General features: G+C 64.3%; 13 protein-coding genes. All 13 read right to left on the bottom strand.

The window, feature by feature from the left end:
- Positions 1-7: 7 nt before the first annotated feature.
- Positions 8-829 carry a 50S ribosomal protein L2 gene (rplB, locus tag MJ605_RS03125; RefSeq protein ID WP_243039450.1) on the bottom strand — a complete coding sequence of 274 codons (822 nt, stop codon included), beginning with the start codon at positions 827-829 and terminating at the stop codon, positions 8-10.
- 18 nt (positions 830-847) lie between these two features.
- The gene (gene rplW / locus MJ605_RS03120; RefSeq protein WP_243039447.1) at positions 848-1,141 is read right to left on the bottom strand and encodes a 50S ribosomal protein L23; all 294 of its coding nucleotides are present in this window, start codon (positions 1,139-1,141) and stop codon (positions 848-850) included.
- Complete coding sequence (gene rplD / locus MJ605_RS03115; protein WP_243039446.1) at positions 1,138-1,740, bottom strand: 50S ribosomal protein L4; 603 nt, start codon at positions 1,738-1,740, stop codon at positions 1,138-1,140. Before rplD ends, rplW begins: the two co-directional genes overlap by 4 nt.
- An 11-nt stretch (positions 1,741-1,751) precedes the next feature.
- Complete coding sequence (gene rplC / locus MJ605_RS03110; RefSeq protein WP_243039444.1) at positions 1,752-2,393, bottom strand: 50S ribosomal protein L3; 642 nt, start codon at positions 2,391-2,393, stop codon at positions 1,752-1,754.
- Positions 2,394-2,413: 20 nt separating this feature from the next.
- The gene (gene rpsJ, locus MJ605_RS03105) at positions 2,414-2,725 is read right to left on the bottom strand and encodes a 30S ribosomal protein S10 (protein WP_014402136.1); all 312 of its coding nucleotides are present in this window, start codon (positions 2,723-2,725) and stop codon (positions 2,414-2,416) included.
- 526 nt (positions 2,726-3,251) lie between these two features.
- A complete protein-coding gene (tuf, locus tag MJ605_RS03100; protein ID WP_243039424.1) occupies positions 3,252-4,442 on the bottom strand; it encodes an elongation factor Tu in 1,191 nt (396 codons plus the stop codon).
- 105 nt (positions 4,443-4,547) lie between these two features.
- Positions 4,548-6,665 (bottom strand): elongation factor G, encoded by a 2,118-nt coding sequence (gene fusA, locus MJ605_RS03095; protein ID WP_243039442.1) that lies wholly within the window; start codon positions 6,663-6,665, stop codon positions 4,548-4,550.
- A gap of 33 nt (positions 6,666-6,698) precedes the next feature.
- Positions 6,699-7,166 carry a 30S ribosomal protein S7 gene (gene rpsG, locus MJ605_RS03090; protein ID WP_243039440.1) on the bottom strand — a complete coding sequence of 156 codons (468 nt, stop codon included), beginning with the start codon at positions 7,164-7,166 and terminating at the stop codon, positions 6,699-6,701.
- Between the two features lie 16 nt (positions 7,167-7,182).
- A complete protein-coding gene (rpsL, locus tag MJ605_RS03085) occupies positions 7,183-7,557 on the bottom strand; it encodes a 30S ribosomal protein S12 (RefSeq protein WP_199100721.1) in 375 nt (124 codons plus the stop codon).
- Between the two features lie 178 nt (positions 7,558-7,735).
- The gene (rpoC, locus tag MJ605_RS03080; RefSeq protein WP_243039438.1) at positions 7,736-11,950 is read right to left on the bottom strand and encodes a DNA-directed RNA polymerase subunit beta'; all 4,215 of its coding nucleotides are present in this window, start codon (positions 11,948-11,950) and stop codon (positions 7,736-7,738) included.
- 89 nt (positions 11,951-12,039) lie between these two features.
- Positions 12,040-16,200: a DNA-directed RNA polymerase subunit beta gene (rpoB, locus tag MJ605_RS03075; RefSeq protein ID WP_243039437.1), complete on the bottom strand. Its 4,161-nt coding sequence runs from the start codon at positions 16,198-16,200 to the stop codon at positions 12,040-12,042.
- A 195-nt stretch (positions 16,201-16,395) separates the two neighbouring features.
- Entirely contained in the window at positions 16,396-16,767 is a 372-nt protein-coding gene (rplL, locus tag MJ605_RS03070; RefSeq protein WP_243039433.1) for a 50S ribosomal protein L7/L12, read from the bottom strand.
- A 45-nt stretch (positions 16,768-16,812) separates the two neighbouring features.
- Positions 16,813-17,337 (bottom strand): 50S ribosomal protein L10, encoded by a 525-nt coding sequence (rplJ, locus tag MJ605_RS03065; protein ID WP_243039431.1) that lies wholly within the window; start codon positions 17,335-17,337, stop codon positions 16,813-16,815.
- Between the last annotated feature and the right edge of the window lie 55 nt (positions 17,338-17,392).

Here is a 17,392-nt window from a genome sequence, read left to right as displayed (position 1 = left end):
TTTCCTATTACTTGCGACGACGCACGATGAACTGCTGCGTGCGCTTGTTGTTGCGGGTCTTGTAGCCCTTGGTCGGCGTACCCCACGGGCTGACCGGATGGCGGCCACCGGAGGTACGGCCTTCACCACCGCCGTGCGGATGGTCGACCGGGTTCATCACGACACCGCGAACGGTCGGACGGATGCCGAGCCAGCGCTTCGCACCGGCCTTGCCGAGCTTCTTCAGGCTGTGTTCGCTGTTGCCAACTTCACCGATGGTGGCGCGGCAGTCGACCGGCACCTTGCGCATTTCGCCGGAGCGAAGACGCAGGGTGGCGTAGCCGGACTCGCGGGCCACCAGCTGGACCGAGGCGCCGGCGGAGCGGGCGATCTGCGCGCCCTTGCCCGGCTTCATCTCGATGCAGTGGATGGTCGAGCCGACCGGGATCGAACGCAGCGGCAGGCTGTTGCCGGCCTTGATCGGCGCATCGCTGCCCGACACCAGGCGATCGCCCACCTGCACGCCCTTCGGCGCGATGATGTAGCGGCGCTCGCCGTCGGCGTAGCACAGCAGCGCGATGTGCGCGGTGCGGTTCGGATCGTATTCGATGCGCTCGACGCGGGCGGCGATGCCCTCCTTGTCGCGCTTGAAGTCGATGATGCGGTAACGCTGCTTGTGACCGCCGCCCTGGTGGCGGACGGTGATGCGACCGTAATGGTTGCGACCGCCGTTCTTGGCCTTGGCCTCGGTCAGCGCCGCGTACGGCGCCCCTTTGTGCAGGCCTTCGGTGCGCACGCTGACTGCGTCGCGGCGTCCGGGGGAGGTCGGCTTGTGAGTGATCAGTGCCATCTCAATTCAACTCCTGGCTCAGGCCTTGGCCGCCACGTCGATGGTCTGCCCATCGGCCAGGCGCACGTAGGCCTTGCGCTTGCCCTGGCGGCTGCCAGCGCGGAAACGGAAGGACTTGACCTTGCCCTTGGCATTGACGAGGTTCACCTGCTCGACCTTGACGTCGAACATCTGCTCCACCGCCGCGCGGACATCGGCCTTGGTCGCCTCGGGGGCGACCACGAATACGTACTGGTTCTTCTCGGCGAGGCGAGCGGCCTTTTCCGAGATGTGCGGCGCGCGCAGCGTATTCAGGATGCGTTCGTTGCTCATGCCAGCCACTCCTCGATCTTCTTCACCGCATCCACGGTCAGGACGACATAGTCGGAACCGACCAGGCTGACCGGATTCAGGGCCAGCACGTCCACGACGTGGAGATACGGAATGTTGCGCGCGGCCAGGAAAGTCGCCTCGTTGGCGTCCTCCGACACCAGCAGCACGCGGCCGGACACTTCCAGCTCGGCCAGCTTGGCGACCATCGCCTTGGTTTTGGGGGCGTCGATGCCGAAGCTCTCGACCACCTTCAGGCGACCGTGGCGGTTCAGCTCCGACAGGATGGAGCGGATCGCGACGCGATAGGCCTTGCGGTTGACCTTCTGCTCGTAGCTGCGCGGCTTGGCCGCGAAGGTGACACCGCCGCCCACGAAGATCGGAGCGCGGTAGTCGCCGTGACGAGCGCCGCCGCCCTTCTGCTTCTTGAACTTCTTGGTGGTACCCGACAGCTCGCCACGCGACAGCTGGGCCTTGGTACCGGCGCGACCGCCGGCCTGATAGGCCACCACCACCTGGTGGATCAGGGCCTGCTTGAACTCACCGCCGAACACATCGTCGGACACATTGAGCGGCTTGGCGCCAATGACATTCAATTCCATGGCGTCTCTCCTCAGCCCTTGGTCGTCGGACGGATGACGACGTCGCCACCGGTTGCACCCGGCACCGCGCCCTTCACCGCGATCAGATGACGCTCGGCGTCGACCTTGACCACTTCCAGGCCCTGCTGAGTGCGGTTCACCGCACCCATGTGGCCCGCCATCTTCTTGCCCGGGAACACGCGACCCGGGGTCTGGCGCTGACCGATGGAACCCGGCGCGCGATGCGACAGCGAGTTACCGTGGGTCGCGTCGCCCATAGTGAAGTTGTGGCGCTTGATGGTGCCCTGGAAACCCTTGCCCTTCGACACGCCGGCGACGTCAACGATCTGACCTACCTGGAACACGTCGTCGGCCTTGATCTCGGCGCCCACGCTGTACTTGCCGAGATCCTCGGCGGACACGCGGAACTCCCACAGACCACGACCCGGCTCGACCTTCGCCTTCGCGTAGTGGCCCTTCAGCGGCTGCGTCAGCAGGCTGGCGCGCTTGACGCCCGCCGCGACCTGCACAGCGCTGTAGCCATCGTTATCTTCCGTCTTCAGCTGCGTGACGCGATTCGGGGTGGCTTCAATCAGCGTCACCGGAATCGAGCGTCCGTCTTCAGTGAAGAGTCGGCTCATGCCGCACTTGCGGCCAACCAGTCCGATACTCATCTTCGTATCCTGTCTATCGCTCAACCAAGCTTGATCTGAACGTCCACGCCGGCGGCGAGGTCAAGCTTCATGAGCGCGTCCACGGTCTTGTCGTTAGGGTCGACGATGTCCAGCACGCGCTTGTGCGTACGGGTCTCGTACTGGTCGCGGGCATCTTTGTCGACGTGCGGCGACACCAGAATGGTGTAGCGCTCGATCTTGGTCGGGAGCGGAATCGGGCCGAGAACCGTAGCGCCCGTGCGCTTGGCCGTCTCGACGATTTCGCTGGCCGAACGGTCGATCAGACGATGATCGAACGCCTTGAGCCGGATGCGAATCTTTTGGTTCGCCATAAACCGTGTCCTGTTATCGAAAGAACTATCTGTGAACCGGATGGGCTTCTCACCCACCCGCACAACCCATTGTCGCTGCGGCACTTCCAGTCGATGCGGCGAGCGACAGCCAGTGCCGCGAATCGACCTTAAAAGACTAGGCAGGCCCGAAACGGGCCCGCCCAGACGGAAAAGTATAAAACGCGCGAAATGCCCGGGTCAACAAAGCGTCATGCTTCGCAACCCAAGCTCTCTTGCGTATTGACCATCCCGGTCAGCGAACTCGAAGCACTTCCTGTGCCTCATTTCGCGGTAAGGCCGGCCAGCCACCATGGCCCGCCGACAAGCAAGACCGAAACTATAACCGTAAAGGCGGCCAAAGGAAAGTGTTTCCTTTGGCCAGCCAAGCCGCTCGCTGGCGCGAGCTGTAAAGCCGGCAGCTTCGCTGCCTGGAAACGGTCAATGGGTAACAGCCTTGGCTCCTGCCCTTCACCATTTGCCCTTTACAGCCCGCCCCACCGGGGCGGGCGACTTACCACTCTACAGCTTACTTGATGACCTTCGCCACCACGCCGGCGCCGACCGTGCGGCCGCCTTCGCGGATCGCGAAACGCAGGCCCTGGTCCATCGCGATCGGGTGGATCAGCGTCACCGTCATCTTGATGTTGTCGCCCGGCATGACCATCTCCACGCCTTCCGGCAGCTGGATCGCGCCCGTCACGTCGGTCGTGCGGAAGTAGAACTGCGGACGGTAGCCCTTGAAGAACGGGGTATGACGGCCACCTTCATCCTTCGACAGCACGTACACTTCCGCCTCGAACTCCGTGTGCGGCGTGATCGTGCCCGGCTTCGCCAGCACCTGCCCACGCTCCACGTCGTCGCGCTTCAGGCCGCGCAGCAGCAGGCCCGCGTTGTCGCCCGCCTGACCCTGGTCCAGCAGCTTGCGGAACATTTCCACGCCGGTGACCGTGGTCTTCTGGGTCGGGCGGATGCCCACCACTTCCACTTCGTCACCCACCTTGATGATGCCGCGCTCGATACGACCCGTCACCACCGTGCCGCGGCCCGAGATCGAGAACACGTCTTCCACCGGCATCAGGAACGGCTGGTCGATCGCGCGCTGCGGCTCCGGAATGTAGCTGTCCAGCGCGTCCACCAGCGCGATGATCGCCGGCACGCCGATCTCCGACTGGTCGCCTTCCAGCGCCAGCTTCGCCGAACCCTTGATGATCGGGGTGTCGTCGCCAGGGAAGTCGTACTTGCTCAGCAGCTCGCGCACTTCCATCTCCACCAGCTCGAGCAGCTCGGCGTCGTCCACCATGTCGGCCTTGTTCAGGAACACCACGATGTACGGCACGCCCACCTGGCGCGACAGCAGGATGTGTTCGCGCGTCTGCGGCATCGGGCCGTCCGCGGCCGAGCACACCAGGATCGCGCCGTCCATCTGCGCCGCACCCGTGATCATGTTCTTCACGTAGTCCGCGTGACCCGGGCAGTCCACATGGGCGTAGTGGCGGGTCGGCGATTCGTACTCGACGTGCGCCGTCGAGATCGTGATGCCGCGCGCCTTCTCTTCCGGCGCCGCGTCGATCGCGTCGTATGCCTTGAACTCGCCTCCGAAACGCTCGGCTCCCACCTTCGTCAGCGCGGCCGTCAGCGTCGTCTTGCCGTGGTCCACGTGACCAATCGTGCCGACGTTGACGTGCGGCTTGGTGCGTTCGAATTTACCCTTTGCCATGACTTAAACCTCTAAAAAGAACGGATTAATTAGTGCGGCCATGAGTGGCCGCTTTTTGATCCACGCGATCACGGAATGATCGCACTAATTAAATAGAAGGCCTTATCAGGCCTTCTTCATGACCTGCTCGGCGATGTTGTTCGGCGCCTCGGCGTAGTGGTCGAACTCCATCGTGAAGGTGGCACGACCCTGGGTCAGCGAGCGGATGGTCGTCGCGTAACCGAACATCTCGCCCAGCGGAACCATCGCATTGATGGTCTTGCCCGACGGCGTGTCGTCCTGGCCCTGGAGCAGGCCGCGACGACGGCTCAGGTCGCCCATGACGTCACCGACGTAGTCTTCCGGCGTCACCACCTCGACCTTCATGATCGGCTCGAGCAGGACCGGGTCGGCCTTGCGGAAACCTTCCTTGAAGGCCATCGATGCGGCCAGCTTGAACGCCATTTCGGACGAGTCGACGTCGTGGTACGAACCGAACACCAGCTTGACCTTCACACCCACCACCGGGAAGCCCGCGAGCGGTCCGCTGGTGATGGTTTCGCGCAGGCCTTTCTCGACCGACGGGATGAATTCCTTCGGGATCACGCCACCGGTGATTTCGTTGAGGAACAGGAAATCGTCCTTGACGTCGGGGTTCTTCTTGTCCTCTTCCGTCATCGGCGACAGCTCGATCACCACGTGACCGTACTGGCCCTTGCCACCCGACTGCTTGGCATGCTTGTAGTCGGACTTGACGTCGCTCTTGCGGATCGTTTCGCGGTAGGCCACCTGCGGCTTGCCGACGTTGGCTTCCACGTTGAACTCGCGCTTCATGCGGTCCACGAGGATGTCCAGATGCAGCTCGCCCATGCCCGAGATGATGGTCTGGCCGGATTCCTCGTCCGTGCGCACGCGGAAGGACGGATCCTCGGCAGCCAGGCGACCCAGCGCGATACCCATCTTTTCCTGGTCGGACTTGGTCTTCGGCTCGACCGCCATCGAGATCACCGGCTCCGGGAACGTCATGCGCTCCAGGGTGATGATGTGGTCCTGCGAGCACAGCGTGTCACCGGTCGTCACGTCCTTCAGGCCGACCGCCGCGGCGATGTCGCCGGCGCGGACTTCCTTGATTTCCTGACGCTCGTTCGCGTGCATCTGCAGGATGCGGCCGATGCGCTCCTTCTTGGACTTGACCGGGTTGTACACCTGGTCGCCCGCGTTCAGCGTGCCCGAGTAGACGCGGAAGAACGTGAGCGAGCCCACGAACGGGTCGGTCATGATCTTGAACGCCAGCGCCGAGAACGGTGCCGAGTCGTCGGCCGTACGGGTGGCTTCCTTCTCGTCGTCGTCCACGCCCTGCACCGGCGGACGATCGACCGGCGACGGCAGCAGGTTCACCACCGCGTCGAGCATGGCCTGCACGCCCTTGTTCTTGAACGCGGTGCCGCAGTAGACCGGGATGATCTCGCTGGCCAGCGTACGCGTGCGCAGACCGCCGATGATCTCTTCCTCGGTGAGGTCGCCCTCTTCGAGGTACTTGTTCATCAGCTCTTCGGAGGCCTCGGCGGCCGACTCGACCATGTACGAACGGGCTTCGGCAGCCTTGTCCGCCAGGTTGGCCGGGATGTCCTGGTACTCGAACTTCATGCCCTGGGATTCCATGTCCCAGATGATGGACTTCATCTTGAGCAGGTCGACCACGCCCTCGAAGTTGTCCTCGGCGCCGATCGGCACCTGCATCGGCACCGGGTTGGCACCCAGGCGGGCCTTCAGCTGGTCCACGACCTTGTAGAAGTTCGCGCCGGTGCGGTCCATCTTGTTGACGAACGCCAGGCGCGGCACATGGTACTTGTTGGCCTGGCGCCAGACGGTTTCAGACTGCGGCTGCACGCCACCCACGGCGCAGAGCACGAACACCGCGCCGTCGAGCACGCGCAGCGAACGCTCCACCTCGATGGTGAAATCCACGTGGCCTGGGGTGTCGATGATGTTGAAGCGGTGCTCGGGCAGGGAGCGGTCCATGCCCTTCCAGAACGCCGTCGTCGCCGCCGACGTAATGGTGATGCCGCGCTCCTGCTCCTGCTCCATCCAGTCCATCGTCGCCGCACCGTCGTGCACCTCGCCAATCTTGTGACTGACGCCGGTGTAGAACAGGATGCGCTCCGTGGTGGTGGTCTTGCCGGCATCGATGTGGGCCATGATGCCGAAGTTGCGGTAGCGCTCGATGGGAGTGGTGCGTGCCACGGTCTTAACCTCTGAAAGTTCTAGCTGTACTGCTTACCAGCGGTAATGCGAGAAGGCCTTGTTGGCCTCCGCCATGCGGTGCGTCTCTTCGCGCTTCTTGATCGCGCCGCCGCGATTTTCCGAAGCTTCCAGCAGCTCGGCCGCCAGCTTGCGCGGCATCGAGGTCTCGCCGCGCTTGCGGGCGGACTCGATGGCCCAGCGCATGGCCAGCGCCATGCGGCGGCCCGGACGCACTTCGACCGGCACCTGGTAGGTGGCGCCGCCGACGCGACGGGACTTCACCTCGACCGCCGGGGCGATGTTGTTCAGGGCCTTCTCGACGAGCTGGACCGGCTCGGCGTGCTTCTCGCCCAGGTGATCGAGCGCGCCATAGACGATGCCTTCGGCGACGGACTTCTTGCCGCTCTTCATCACCATGTTGATGAAGCGGGCGATCAGCTGGCTGCCGTGCTTGGGATCCGGCAGGATCAGACGGGCGGGATGTGAACCTTTACGCGACATAGTTAATTCCTAAAGATCAGGACTTCGGGCGCTTGGCGCCGTACTTGGAGCGCGACTGGCGGCGCTTGGTGACGCCGGCGCAGTCGAGACTGCCGCGCACCGTGTGGTAACGCACACCCGGCAGATCCTTGACGCGGCCGCCGCGGATCAGCACCACCGAGTGCTCCTGCAGGTTGTGGCCTTCGCCACCGATGTAGCTGATGACCTCGTAGCCGTTCGTCAGGCGCACCTTGGCGACCTTGCGAAGGGCCGAGTTCGGCTTCTTCGGGGTGGTCGTGTAGACGCGCGTGCACACGCCGCGACGCTGCGGGCTGTTCTGCAAAGCCGGCGAAGCGCTCTTGTAGGACTTCGGGCTACGGGATTTGCGAACCAACTGGTTGACTGTCGTCATTGAAGCTGTTCCTGAGAAACATAAAGGCAGACCGAACCGGCTCGGTCTGCCAAGAAGCGGGAATTTAACATGGGCAGCCTGCCACAGACAAGCTAAGTCCCTGCCATCCTTAGCCCGAACACGAGGCGCCATCCATGCGCCTCATTTCGTATGTCAGCGAGCAGTGCCCGTGAGGGGCTTACTCCACACCAATGTCGCTACCGGTGGTGGCTTCCGCGAAGGAGGCCGGAGAGGCGGAGCCGGAAAGCGTTTCGAGCTCCGAGGCGGTCAGACCGCCCTGGCGATGACGCGATGCGTGATACGCCAGACCCGTACCTGCCGGAATGAGACGGCCGACAATAACATTTTCCTTCAGGCCGCGCAAGGTGTCGCGCGTTCCGCGGACCGCGGCCTCCGTCAGGACTCGGGTGGTCTCCTGGAAGGAGGCCGCCGAGATGAAGGATTCCGTGGCCAGCGAGGCCTTGGTGATGCCCAGCAGCACTGACTGGAACTCCGCCGGACGCTCGCCGCGGTTGATGGCACGCTCGTTCTCCGCATTGATGCGGACGCGCTCGACCTGCTCGCCGCGGAGGTAGTGGCTGTCGCCCGGCTCGGTGATCTCGACCTTGCGCAGCATCTGGCGAATGATTGCCTCGATGTGCTTGTCGTTGATCTTCACGCCCTGCAGACGGTAGACGTCCTGGATTTCCTTGACCAGGTACGCAGCCAGCGGCTCGACGCCCAGCAGGCGCAGGATGTCGTGCGGGCTGGGCTCGCCGTCCACGATGGTTTCGCCCTTCTCCACGTGCTCGCCTTCGAACACGATGACCTGACGCCACTTCGGGATCAGCTCCTCGTGCTCGTTGCCGTCCACGTCCTTGATGATGAGGCGCTGCTTGCCCTTGGTGTCCTTGCCGAAGCTGACCACGCCCGAACGCTCGGCGAGGATCGCCGGCTCCTTCGGCTTGCGCGCCTCGAACAGGTCGGCCACGCGGGGCAGGCCGCCGGTGATGTCGCGGGTCTTGGAGGTTTCTTGCGGGATACGGGCGACCACGTCACCCACGCCCACCTGCACGCCGTTCTGGATCGACACGATGGCACCGGCCGGGAGCATGTACTGCGCTGGCACGTCGGTGCCCGGCAGCTTCAGCTCGCGACCCTTGGCGTCTTCCAGGCGCACGATCGGGCGCAGGTCCTTGGCGGCCGTGCCACGGCGCTTCGGATCGGTCACCACCGCCGACTCCAGGCCGGTCAGTTCGTCGGTCTGGCTCTGCACGGTGACGCCATCGATGAAGTCGATGAAGCGCACGGTACCGGCCACTTCCGACACGATCGGATGGGTGTGCGGATCCCAGTTGGCCACGGCCTGGCCGGCCTTGACCGAATCGCCGTCCTTGACGGTGATGGTGGCGCCGTAAGGCACCTTGTAGCGCTCGCGCTCGCGGCCGTTGGCGTCGATGACGCTCACTTCGCCCGAACGCGACACCGCCACCAGGTGGCCCTGCGAGTGCTGCACGGTCTTGAGGTTGTTGAACTTCAGCGTGCCGGTGGTCTTCACCGTCACGTTGTCCACCGCGGCCGCACGGGAAGCCGCACCGCCGATGTGGAATGTACGCATGGTCAGCTGAGTGCCCGGCTCGCCGATGGACTGCGCGGCAACGACGCCGACGGCCTCACCCATGTTCACCAGGTGGCCACGGGCCAGGTCACGGCCATAGCACAGCGCGCACACGCCATGGTCGGCGGCGCAGGTGATGGGTGAGCGCACCTTCACCGACTGCACGCCGGCCTTGTCCAGCTTCTCGACCAGTGCCTCGTCCAGCAGGGTGTCGCGGGTGACGAGCGGCTCGTTGTCCTCGCCCGGGCCGTAGACGTCTTCCAGCGCCACGCGGCCGAGCACGCGGTCGCGCAACGGCTCGACCACGTCGCCGCCTTCCACGATCGGCTGCATGGTCAGGCCCTCGTCGGTGCCGCAGTCGGTCGAGGTGATCACCACGTCCTGGGCCACGTCCACCAGGCGGCGGGTCAGGTAGCCGGAATTCGCGGTCTTCAGCGCCGTATCCGCCAGGCCCTTGCGGGCGCCGTGGGTGGAGTTGAAGTACTGCAGGACGTTCAGGCCTTCGCGGAAGTTCGCCTTGATGGGCGTCTCGATGATCGAGCCGTCCGGGCGAGCCATCAGGCCGCGCATGCCGGCCAGCTGGCGGATCTGGGCCACCGAACCACGGGCGCCCGAGTCGGCCATGATGTACAGCGAGTTCATGGACTTCTGGTTGACCGTCTTGCCCTCGGCATCGGTCACCTTCTCGGTACCGATACCGTCGATCATGGCCTTGGCCACCAGTTCGTTGGTGCGCGACCAGATGTCGACGACCTTGTTGTAGCGCTCGCCGGCGGTGACGAGACCGGACTGGTACTGCTCCTGGATCTCGACCACTTCCTTCTCGGCCTCTTCCAGGATCGGCTTCTTCTGATCCGGGATGATCATGTCATCGATGCCGATCGAGATGCCCGCGCGGGTGGCGAAGCGGAAGCCGGTGTACATCAGCTGATCGGCGAAGATCACCGTTTCCTTCAGGCCCAGCCGGCGATAGCACTGGTTGATCAGGCGCGAGATGTTCTTCTTGGTCAGCTCGGTGTTGGCCAGCTCGAACGGCAGGCCTTCCGGCATGATCTCGAGCAGCAGCGCACGACCCACGGTGGTTTCCACCAGCGAGGTCTGCTCGGTGCGGCCACCCTCTTCGTCGAAGCGGACCTGCTTGATGCGCACCTTGATCTTGGCGTGCAGCTGCACGGCGCGGTTGTCGTAGGCGCGACGCACTTCGCCAATGCCCGAGAACACCATGCCAGTGCCCTTCGCGTTCACCAATTCGCGCGTCATGTAGTACAGGCCCAGCACCACGTCCTGGGTCGGCACGATGATCGGCTCGCCGTTGGCGGGCGACAGGATGTTGTTGGTCGCCATCATCAGGGCGCGCGCTTCGAGCTGCGCCTCGATCGAGAGCGGCACGTGCACGGCCATCTGGTCACCGTCGAAGTCCGCGTTGAACGCGGTACACACGAGCGGATGCAGCTGGATCGCCTTGCCTTCGATGAGCTTCGGCTCGAACGCCTGGATGCCCAGGCGGTGCAGCGTCGGCGCACGGTTCAGCAGCACGGGGTGCTCGCGGATCACCTCTTCGAGGATGTCCCACACCTGGCCTTCCTCGCGCTCGACGAGCTTCTTGGCGGCCTTGATGGTGGTGGCTTCGCCGCGGGCCTGCAACTTGGCGAAGATGAAGGGCTTGAACAGCTCCAGCGCCATCTTCTTGGGCAGACCGCACTGGTGCAGGCGCAGGGTCGGACCCACCACGATCACCGAACGACCGGAGTAGTCCACGCGCTTGCCGAGCAGGTTCTGGCGGAAGCGGCCCTGCTTGCCCTTGATCATGTCGGCCAGCGACTTCAGCGCGCGCTTGTTGGTGCCGGTGATGGCACGGCCGCGGCGGCCGTTGTCGAGCAGCGCATCGACCGATTCCTGCAGCATGCGCTTCTCGTTGCGCACGATGATGTCGGGCGCGTTGAGTTCGAGCAGGCGACGCAGGCGGTTGTTGCGGTTGATGACGCGGCGGTACAGGTCGTTCAAGTCGGACGTGGCGAAACGGCCGCCGTCCAGCGGGACCAGCGGGCGCAGGTCCGGCGGCAGCACCGGCAGCACGGTCAGCACCATCCATTCCGGACGGTTGCCCGATTCCAGGAACGCCTCGATCAGCTTCACGCGCTTGGTGAGGCGCTTGAGCTTGGTCTCGGAATTGGTGGATGCGATCTCTTCCTTCAGGCGCACGACTTCGCCCGGAAGATCCAGGGACTTGAGCAGCTCATAGACGGCCTCGGCGCCCATGCGGGCGTCGAACTCGTCGCCGTGCTCTTCCACCGCTTCCAGGTACTGGTCTTCACTGAGCAACTGGCCGCGCTCGAGCGCGGTCAGGCCCGGATCGATCACCACGAAGGCTTCGAAATACAGGATGCGCTCGATGTCGCGCAGCGTCATGTCCAGCATCAGGCCGATGCGCGAGGGCAGCGACTTGAGGAACCAGATGTGCGCGGTCGGCGAGGCCAGCTCGATATGGCCCATGCGCTCGCGGCGCACCTTGGCCAGCGTCACCTCCGTGCCGCACTTCTCGCACACCACGCCGCGGTGCTTCATGCGCTTGTACTTGCCGCACAGGCACTCGTAGTCCTTCACCGGACCGAAGATGGCGGCGCAGAACAGGCCGTCGCGCTCGGGCTTGAAGGTGCGGTAGTTGATCGTCTCCGGCTTCTTCACCTCGCCGTACGACCACGAGCGGATCAGCTCCGGCGAAGCCAGGGCGATCTTGATCGCATCGAAGTCAGGCGCGGTGCGCTGCTGGTTGAACAGGTTGAGCAAGTCTTTCATGGATGTCTCCGAAGATCGGGAATAGGGAATGGAGAATCGGTAGCCGGGAGAACGAGGAACGGAGGTTCGCTCCTCGTCTCCGCCTCAACTCACTTCACTTCTTCCAGATCGATATCGATACCGAGCGAGCGGATTTCCTTCACCAACACGTTGAAGGATTCCGGCATGCCCGCCGCCATCTCGTGGTTGCCGTCGACAATGTTCTTGTACATCTGGTTGCGGCCCTGCACGTCGTCAGACTTCACCGTCAGCATTTCCTGCAGGGTGTAGGCCGCGCCGTAGGCTTCCAGTGCCCAGACTTCCATTTCGCCGAAGCGCTGGCCGCCGAACTGCGCCTTGCCGCCCAGCGGCTGCTGGGTGACGAGCGAGTACGGACCGGTCGAACGCGCGTGCATCTTGTCGTCGACCAGGTGGTTGAGCTTCAGGTAGTGCATGTAGCCCACGGTGACCGGGCGATCGAACGCCTCGCCGGTGCGGCCGTCGTACAGCGTGGTCTGGCCCGACTCCGGCAGGTCGGCAAGCTTGAGCATCGCCTTGATCTCGGTTTCCTCGGCACCGTCGAACACCGGCGTCGCCATCGGCACGCCTTCCTGCAGGTTCTTGGCCAGGGCGAGGATCTCCTCGTCGGTCAGCGACTTCAGGTCGACATGCTGCACGGCGCCGGCGACGTGGTGGTTGTACACCTGGTCGAGGAACTCGCGGATCTGCGTGACCTTGGCCTGCGCCTCGAGCATCTTCTGGATCTTCTTGCCCAGGCCCTTGGCGGCCCAGCCCAGATGCACTTCCAGAATCTGGCCGATGTTCATGCGCGACGGCACGCCCAGCGGGTTGAGCACGATGTCGACCGAGGTACCGTCCTCGGAGAACGGCATGTCCTCCACCGGCACCACGTTCGACACCACACCCTTGTTGCCGTGGCGGCCGGCCATCTTGTCGCCCGGCTGGATGCGGCGCTTCACGGCCAGAAACACCTTGACCATCTTCAGCACGCCCGGCGCGAGGTCGTCGCCCTGGGTGATCTTGCCCTGCTTCTCCTTGAAGCGCTTGTCGAACTCTTCCTTGTGGCGCTTGATCTGGTCGGCGGCGCGCTCGAGGAACTCGGTGACGTCCTCTTCCTTGACGTTGATCTTGAACCAGTCGTCCTTCTTCAGGCCGTCCAGGTAGGCATCGGTGATCTCGGCACCGCGCTTGAGGCCGCCCGGGCCGCTCATCGCGGTCTTGCCGACGAGCTGGGTACGCATGCGGTTGTAGATCGCGCCTTCGAGGATGCGGAACTGGTCGTCGAAGTCCTTGCGGATGCGTTTGATCTCCATCTCCTCGATCTGGCGCGCGCGCTTGTCCTTCTCGATGCCGTCGCGGGTAAAGACCTGCACGTCGATGACGGTGCCGTCCATGCCCGGCGGCACGCGCAGCGAGCTGTCCTTCACGTCCGAGGCCTTCTCGCCGAAGATCGCGCGCAGCAGCTTCTCTTCCGGGGTCAGCTGGCTCTCGCCCTTGGGCGTGACCTTGCCGACCAGGATGTCGCCCGCCTTCACCTCGGCGCCGATGTACACGATGCCGGATTCGTCGAGGCGGGCCAGCGCCTGCTCGCCCACGTTCGGGATGTCGGCGGTGATTTCCTCGGCACCCAGCTTGGTGTCGCGCGCGATGCAGGACAGCTCCTCGATATGGATCGAGGTGTAGCGATCCTCCTGAACGACGCGCTCGGAGAGCAGGATCGAGTCTTCGAAGTTGTAGCCGTTCCACGGCATGAAGGCGATCAGCATGTTCTGGCCGAGCGCGAGCTCGCCCAGGTCGGTCGACGAACCGTCGGCCAGCGTGTCGCCCTTGGCCACCACGTCACCCACGTTCACCAGCGGACGCTGGTTGAGATTGGTGTTCTGGTTGGAGCGGGTGTACTTGGTCAGCGTGTAGATGTCGACGCCGGCGTCGTTGTCGCCGACCTCTTCCTCGTTCACGCGCACCACGATACGTGCCGCGTCGACCTGGTCGATCACGCCGCCGCGCTTGGCGGTGACGATGACGCCCGAGTCGCGCGCCACGGCGCGCTCGATGCCGGTGCCCACCAGCGGGGTCTGCGAACGCAGGGTCGGCACGGCCTGGCGCTGCATGTTCGCGCCCATCAACGCGCGGTTCGCGTCGTCATGCTCCAGGAACGGCACCAGCGCCGCCGCGACCGACACGGTCTGCATGGGCGAGACGTCCATGTAGTCCACCTCGGCCGCCGGACGCAGCTCGGATTCGCCGCGGAAACGGCAGGACACGAAGTCTTCGACGAAGCTGCCGTCCTTGTTGAGCGGCGAGTTCGCCTGCGCGATGACGTGGTCGCCTTCCTCGATCGCCGACAGGTAGTCGACGGTGTCGGTGACCTTGCCGTTCGCGACCTTGCGGTACGGCGTCTCCAGGAAGCCGTACTGGTTGGTGCGCGCGTACACGGCCAGCGAGTTGATCAGGCCGATGTTCGGGCCTTCCGGCGTCTCGATGGTGCAGACGCGGCCATAGTGGGTCGGATGCACGTCGCGCACTTCGAAGCCGGCGCGCTCGCGGGTCAGGCCGCCCGGCCCCAGGGCCGAGACGCGGCGCTTGTGCGTCACTTCCGACAGCGGGTTGTTCTGGTCCATGAACTGGCTGAGCTGCGAGGAGCCGAAGAACTCCTTCACCGCCGCCGCGACCGGCTTGGCGTTGATCAGCTCCTGCGGGGTCAGGCCCTCGGACTCGGCCAGGCTGAGGCGCTCGCGCACGGCACGCTCGACGCGCACCAGGCCAATGCGGAAGGTGTTCTCCGCCATTTCGCCGACCGAACGCACGCGACGGTTGCCCAGGTGGTCGATGTCGTCGACGGTGCCGTGACCGTTCTTGATGTCGATGAGCACCTTGAGCACGTCGAGGATGTCGGAGCGGTCGCCCTGCGAGGCGACCAGCGCCTGCGATTCCTCTTCCTTGCGGTCGGCGAAGTACTTCTTGTCGTACAGCACGCCCGGGCCGACGATCTCCTGGCGGCCCACGCGGCGGTTGAACTTCATGCGGCCCACGGCCGACAGGTCGTAGCGGTCGAAGGTGAAGAATAGGTTGTAGAACAGGTTCTGCGCGGCATCCTTGGTCGGCGGCTCGCCCGGGCGCATCATGCGGTAGATCTCCACCAGCGCCTCGAGCTGCGTCTTGGTGTTGTCGATGCGCAGGGTGTGCGAGATGTACGCGCCGCGGTCCAGGTCGTTCACGTACAAGGTCGGCACGACCTCGATGCCCGCCTTGCGGAAGTTCTCCAGCTGCTCGGCGGTGATCTCGTCATTGGCCTGGCCCAACAGCTCGCCGGTCTTCGCATCGACCACGTCGATGGCGAGGATGCGGCCGACCGGGTAGTCGTCCGGCACTTCCAGCGCGGTGATGTTTTCGGCGGCCAGCTGGCGCACGTGGCGCGCGGTGATACGCTTGCCGGCTTCCACCAGCACCTTGTCGCCCACGGTCAGGTCGAAGCTCAGCGTCTCGCCGCGCAGGCGCTCGGCGACGAGCTCCAGCGTGGTGCCGCCCTTCTTGCCCAGGTGGAACACGTTGTGCTCGAAGAAGATGGCAAGCATCTCCTCGTTGCTGTAGCCGAGCGCGCGCAGCAGCACGGTCACCGGCAGCTTGCGGCGACGGTCGATACGGGTGAACAGTGCGTCCTTCGGGTCGAACTCGAAGTCCAGCCACGAGCCACGGTAAGGAATCACGCGGGCGGAGAACAGTAGCTTGCCCGAGCTGTGGGTCTTGCCGCGGTCGTGGTCGAAGAACACGCCCGGCGAACGGTGCAGCTGCGAGACGATGACGCGCTCGGTACCGTTGATGATAAAGGTGCCGGTCTCGGTCATGAGCGGGATTTCGCCCATGTAAACCTCCTGCTCCTTCACGTACTTCACGGCCTTCTTGGAGGCCGGGCTGTCCTTGTCGTAGATGACCAGGCGCACGGTCACGCGCAGCGGCGCGCCGAAGGTCATGCCGCGGTTGCGGCACTCGCGTTCGTCGAAGGGAGGCTCGCCCAGGCGATAGTCGACATACTCAAGCGCGGCGTTGCCCGAATAGCTCACGATCGGGAACACCGACTTCAGCGCGGCGTGGAGACCCTTCTCGTCGCGGGCCTTCGGAGCGACGTGCTCCTGCAGGAACTCGCGGTAGGAATCGGTCTGGATGGTCAGCAGGTTCGGCACGCCCAGTACAGGTGGACGCTTGCCGAAGTCCTTGCGGATGCGCTTCTTCTCGGTAAACGAGTAGGTCATGGTGGGTACCGCCTCGGTTGTGTATTCGATGAATCGGAAACAGGGAATCGGGAATAGGGAATCGGAAAAGCTCGTTCGGAACTGTTCCCTATTCCCTATTCCCCATTCCCTTCAAAAAACAGGCAAAGCCCGGGGGCTTACGCCCCCAGGCTTGGCTTGACGCTGGATCAAACTGACGGCGCGCAAGAGCGCCGATTACTTCAGTTCGACCGTGGCGCCGGCAGCCTCGAGGTCCTTCTTGAACTTCTCGGCATCTTCCTTCGAAGCCTGCTCCTTCACGACGCCACCGGCCTCGGTCAGGTCCTTGGCTTCCTTCAGGCCCAGGCCCGTGATCGCACGCACAGCCTTGATCACGTCGACCTTCTTGTCGCCGGCGCTCTTCAGGATGACGTCGAACTCGGTCTGCGCTTCGGCAGCCGGGCCAGCGGCGGCCGGGCCGGCGGCCATCATGACCGGGGCAGCGGCGGACACGCCAAACTTCTCTTCGATGGCCTTCACCAGCTCCATCACTTCCATCAGCGACTTGGCGGCGACGGCTTCAACGATCTGTGCGTTGGTCAGGGACATTTGATTTACCTCTGGAAATTGATTCGATTTGGATAATCGTCGAACTTAGGCTTCAGCCGTGGCTTCCGCGGCGACTTCGCCACCACCCTGCTTGTCGGCCACGGCCTTGACGGCACGGGCGAACATCGCAGCGGGCTCGGCGAGCACGCGGGCCAGCATGGCCAGCGCTTCTTCGCGGGTCGGCAGCGAGGCCAGCACGTCCACGTGGGCAGCCGGCAGCAGCTTGCCTTCCACGGAGACGACCTTGGCCTTCAGCTTGTCGTTGCTCTTGGCGAATTCCTTGATCAGGCGACCGGCGGCGCCGGGCTCCTCGAGCGAGAACGCGTACAGCAGCGGACCGGTCAGGGCGTCCTTGACGACCTCGAACTCGGTACCGCCGACGGCGCGCGATGCCAGCGTGTTCTTGACAACCTTCAGGAACACGCCGGATTCACGGGCCTTCTTGCGCATCGCGGTCATCTGTTCGACCGTGGTGCCCGCGTACTCGGCAGCGACCAAGGAGTGAGCCTTCGCGGCAACTTCTGCCAGTTCGGCGACTACTTCTTGCTTCTGAGAGAGATTCAGAGCCATATCACTCCTCCACTTTTAAATCCGCTCGCGACTCCTGCCACTTGCGGTCCTGGGC

This window comes from Dyella sedimenti (assembly GCF_022760995.1).
GTDB lineage: Bacteria > Pseudomonadota > Gammaproteobacteria > Xanthomonadales > Rhodanobacteraceae > Dyella > Dyella sedimenti.
This window is presented reverse-complemented; position numbering and strand designations above follow the sequence as displayed.

What these genes read in the sequence shown, in the direction of transcription:
- rplB (WP_243039450.1), bottom strand. Translation starts at nt 829, where the DNA reads ATGGCACTGATCACTCACAAGCCGACCTCCCCCGGACGCCGCGACGCA.
- rplW (WP_243039447.1), bottom strand. Translation starts at nt 1,141, where the DNA reads ATGAGCAACGAACGCATCCTGAATACGCTGCGCGCGCCGCACATCTCG.
- rplD (WP_243039446.1), bottom strand. Translation starts at nt 1,740, where the DNA reads ATGGAATTGAATGTCATTGGCGCCAAGCCGCTCAATGTGTCCGACGAT.
- rplC (WP_243039444.1), bottom strand. Translation starts at nt 2,393, where the DNA reads ATGAGTATCGGACTGGTTGGCCGCAAGTGCGGCATGAGCCGACTCTTC.
- rpsJ (WP_014402136.1), bottom strand. Translation starts at nt 2,725, where the DNA reads ATGGCGAACCAAAAGATTCGCATCCGGCTCAAGGCGTTCGATCATCGT.
- tuf (WP_243039424.1), bottom strand. Translation starts at nt 4,442, where the DNA reads ATGGCAAAGGGTAAATTCGAACGCACCAAGCCGCACGTCAACGTCGGC.
- rpsG (WP_243039440.1), bottom strand. Translation starts at nt 7,166, where the DNA reads ATGTCGCGTAAAGGTTCACATCCCGCCCGTCTGATCCTGCCGGATCCC.
- rpsL (WP_199100721.1), bottom strand. Translation starts at nt 7,557, where the DNA reads ATGACGACAGTCAACCAGTTGGTTCGCAAATCCCGTAGCCCGAAGTCC.
- rpoC (WP_243039438.1), bottom strand. Translation starts at nt 11,950, where the DNA reads ATGAAAGACTTGCTCAACCTGTTCAACCAGCAGCGCACCGCGCCTGAC.
- rpoB (WP_243039437.1), bottom strand. Translation starts at nt 16,200, where the DNA reads ATGACCTACTCGTTTACCGAGAAGAAGCGCATCCGCAAGGACTTCGGC.
- rplL (WP_243039433.1), bottom strand. Translation starts at nt 16,767, where the DNA reads ATGTCCCTGACCAACGCACAGATCGTTGAAGCCGTCGCCGCCAAGTCG.
- rplJ (WP_243039431.1), bottom strand. Translation starts at nt 17,337, where the DNA reads ATGGCTCTGAATCTCTCTCAGAAGCAAGAAGTAGTCGCCGAACTGGCA.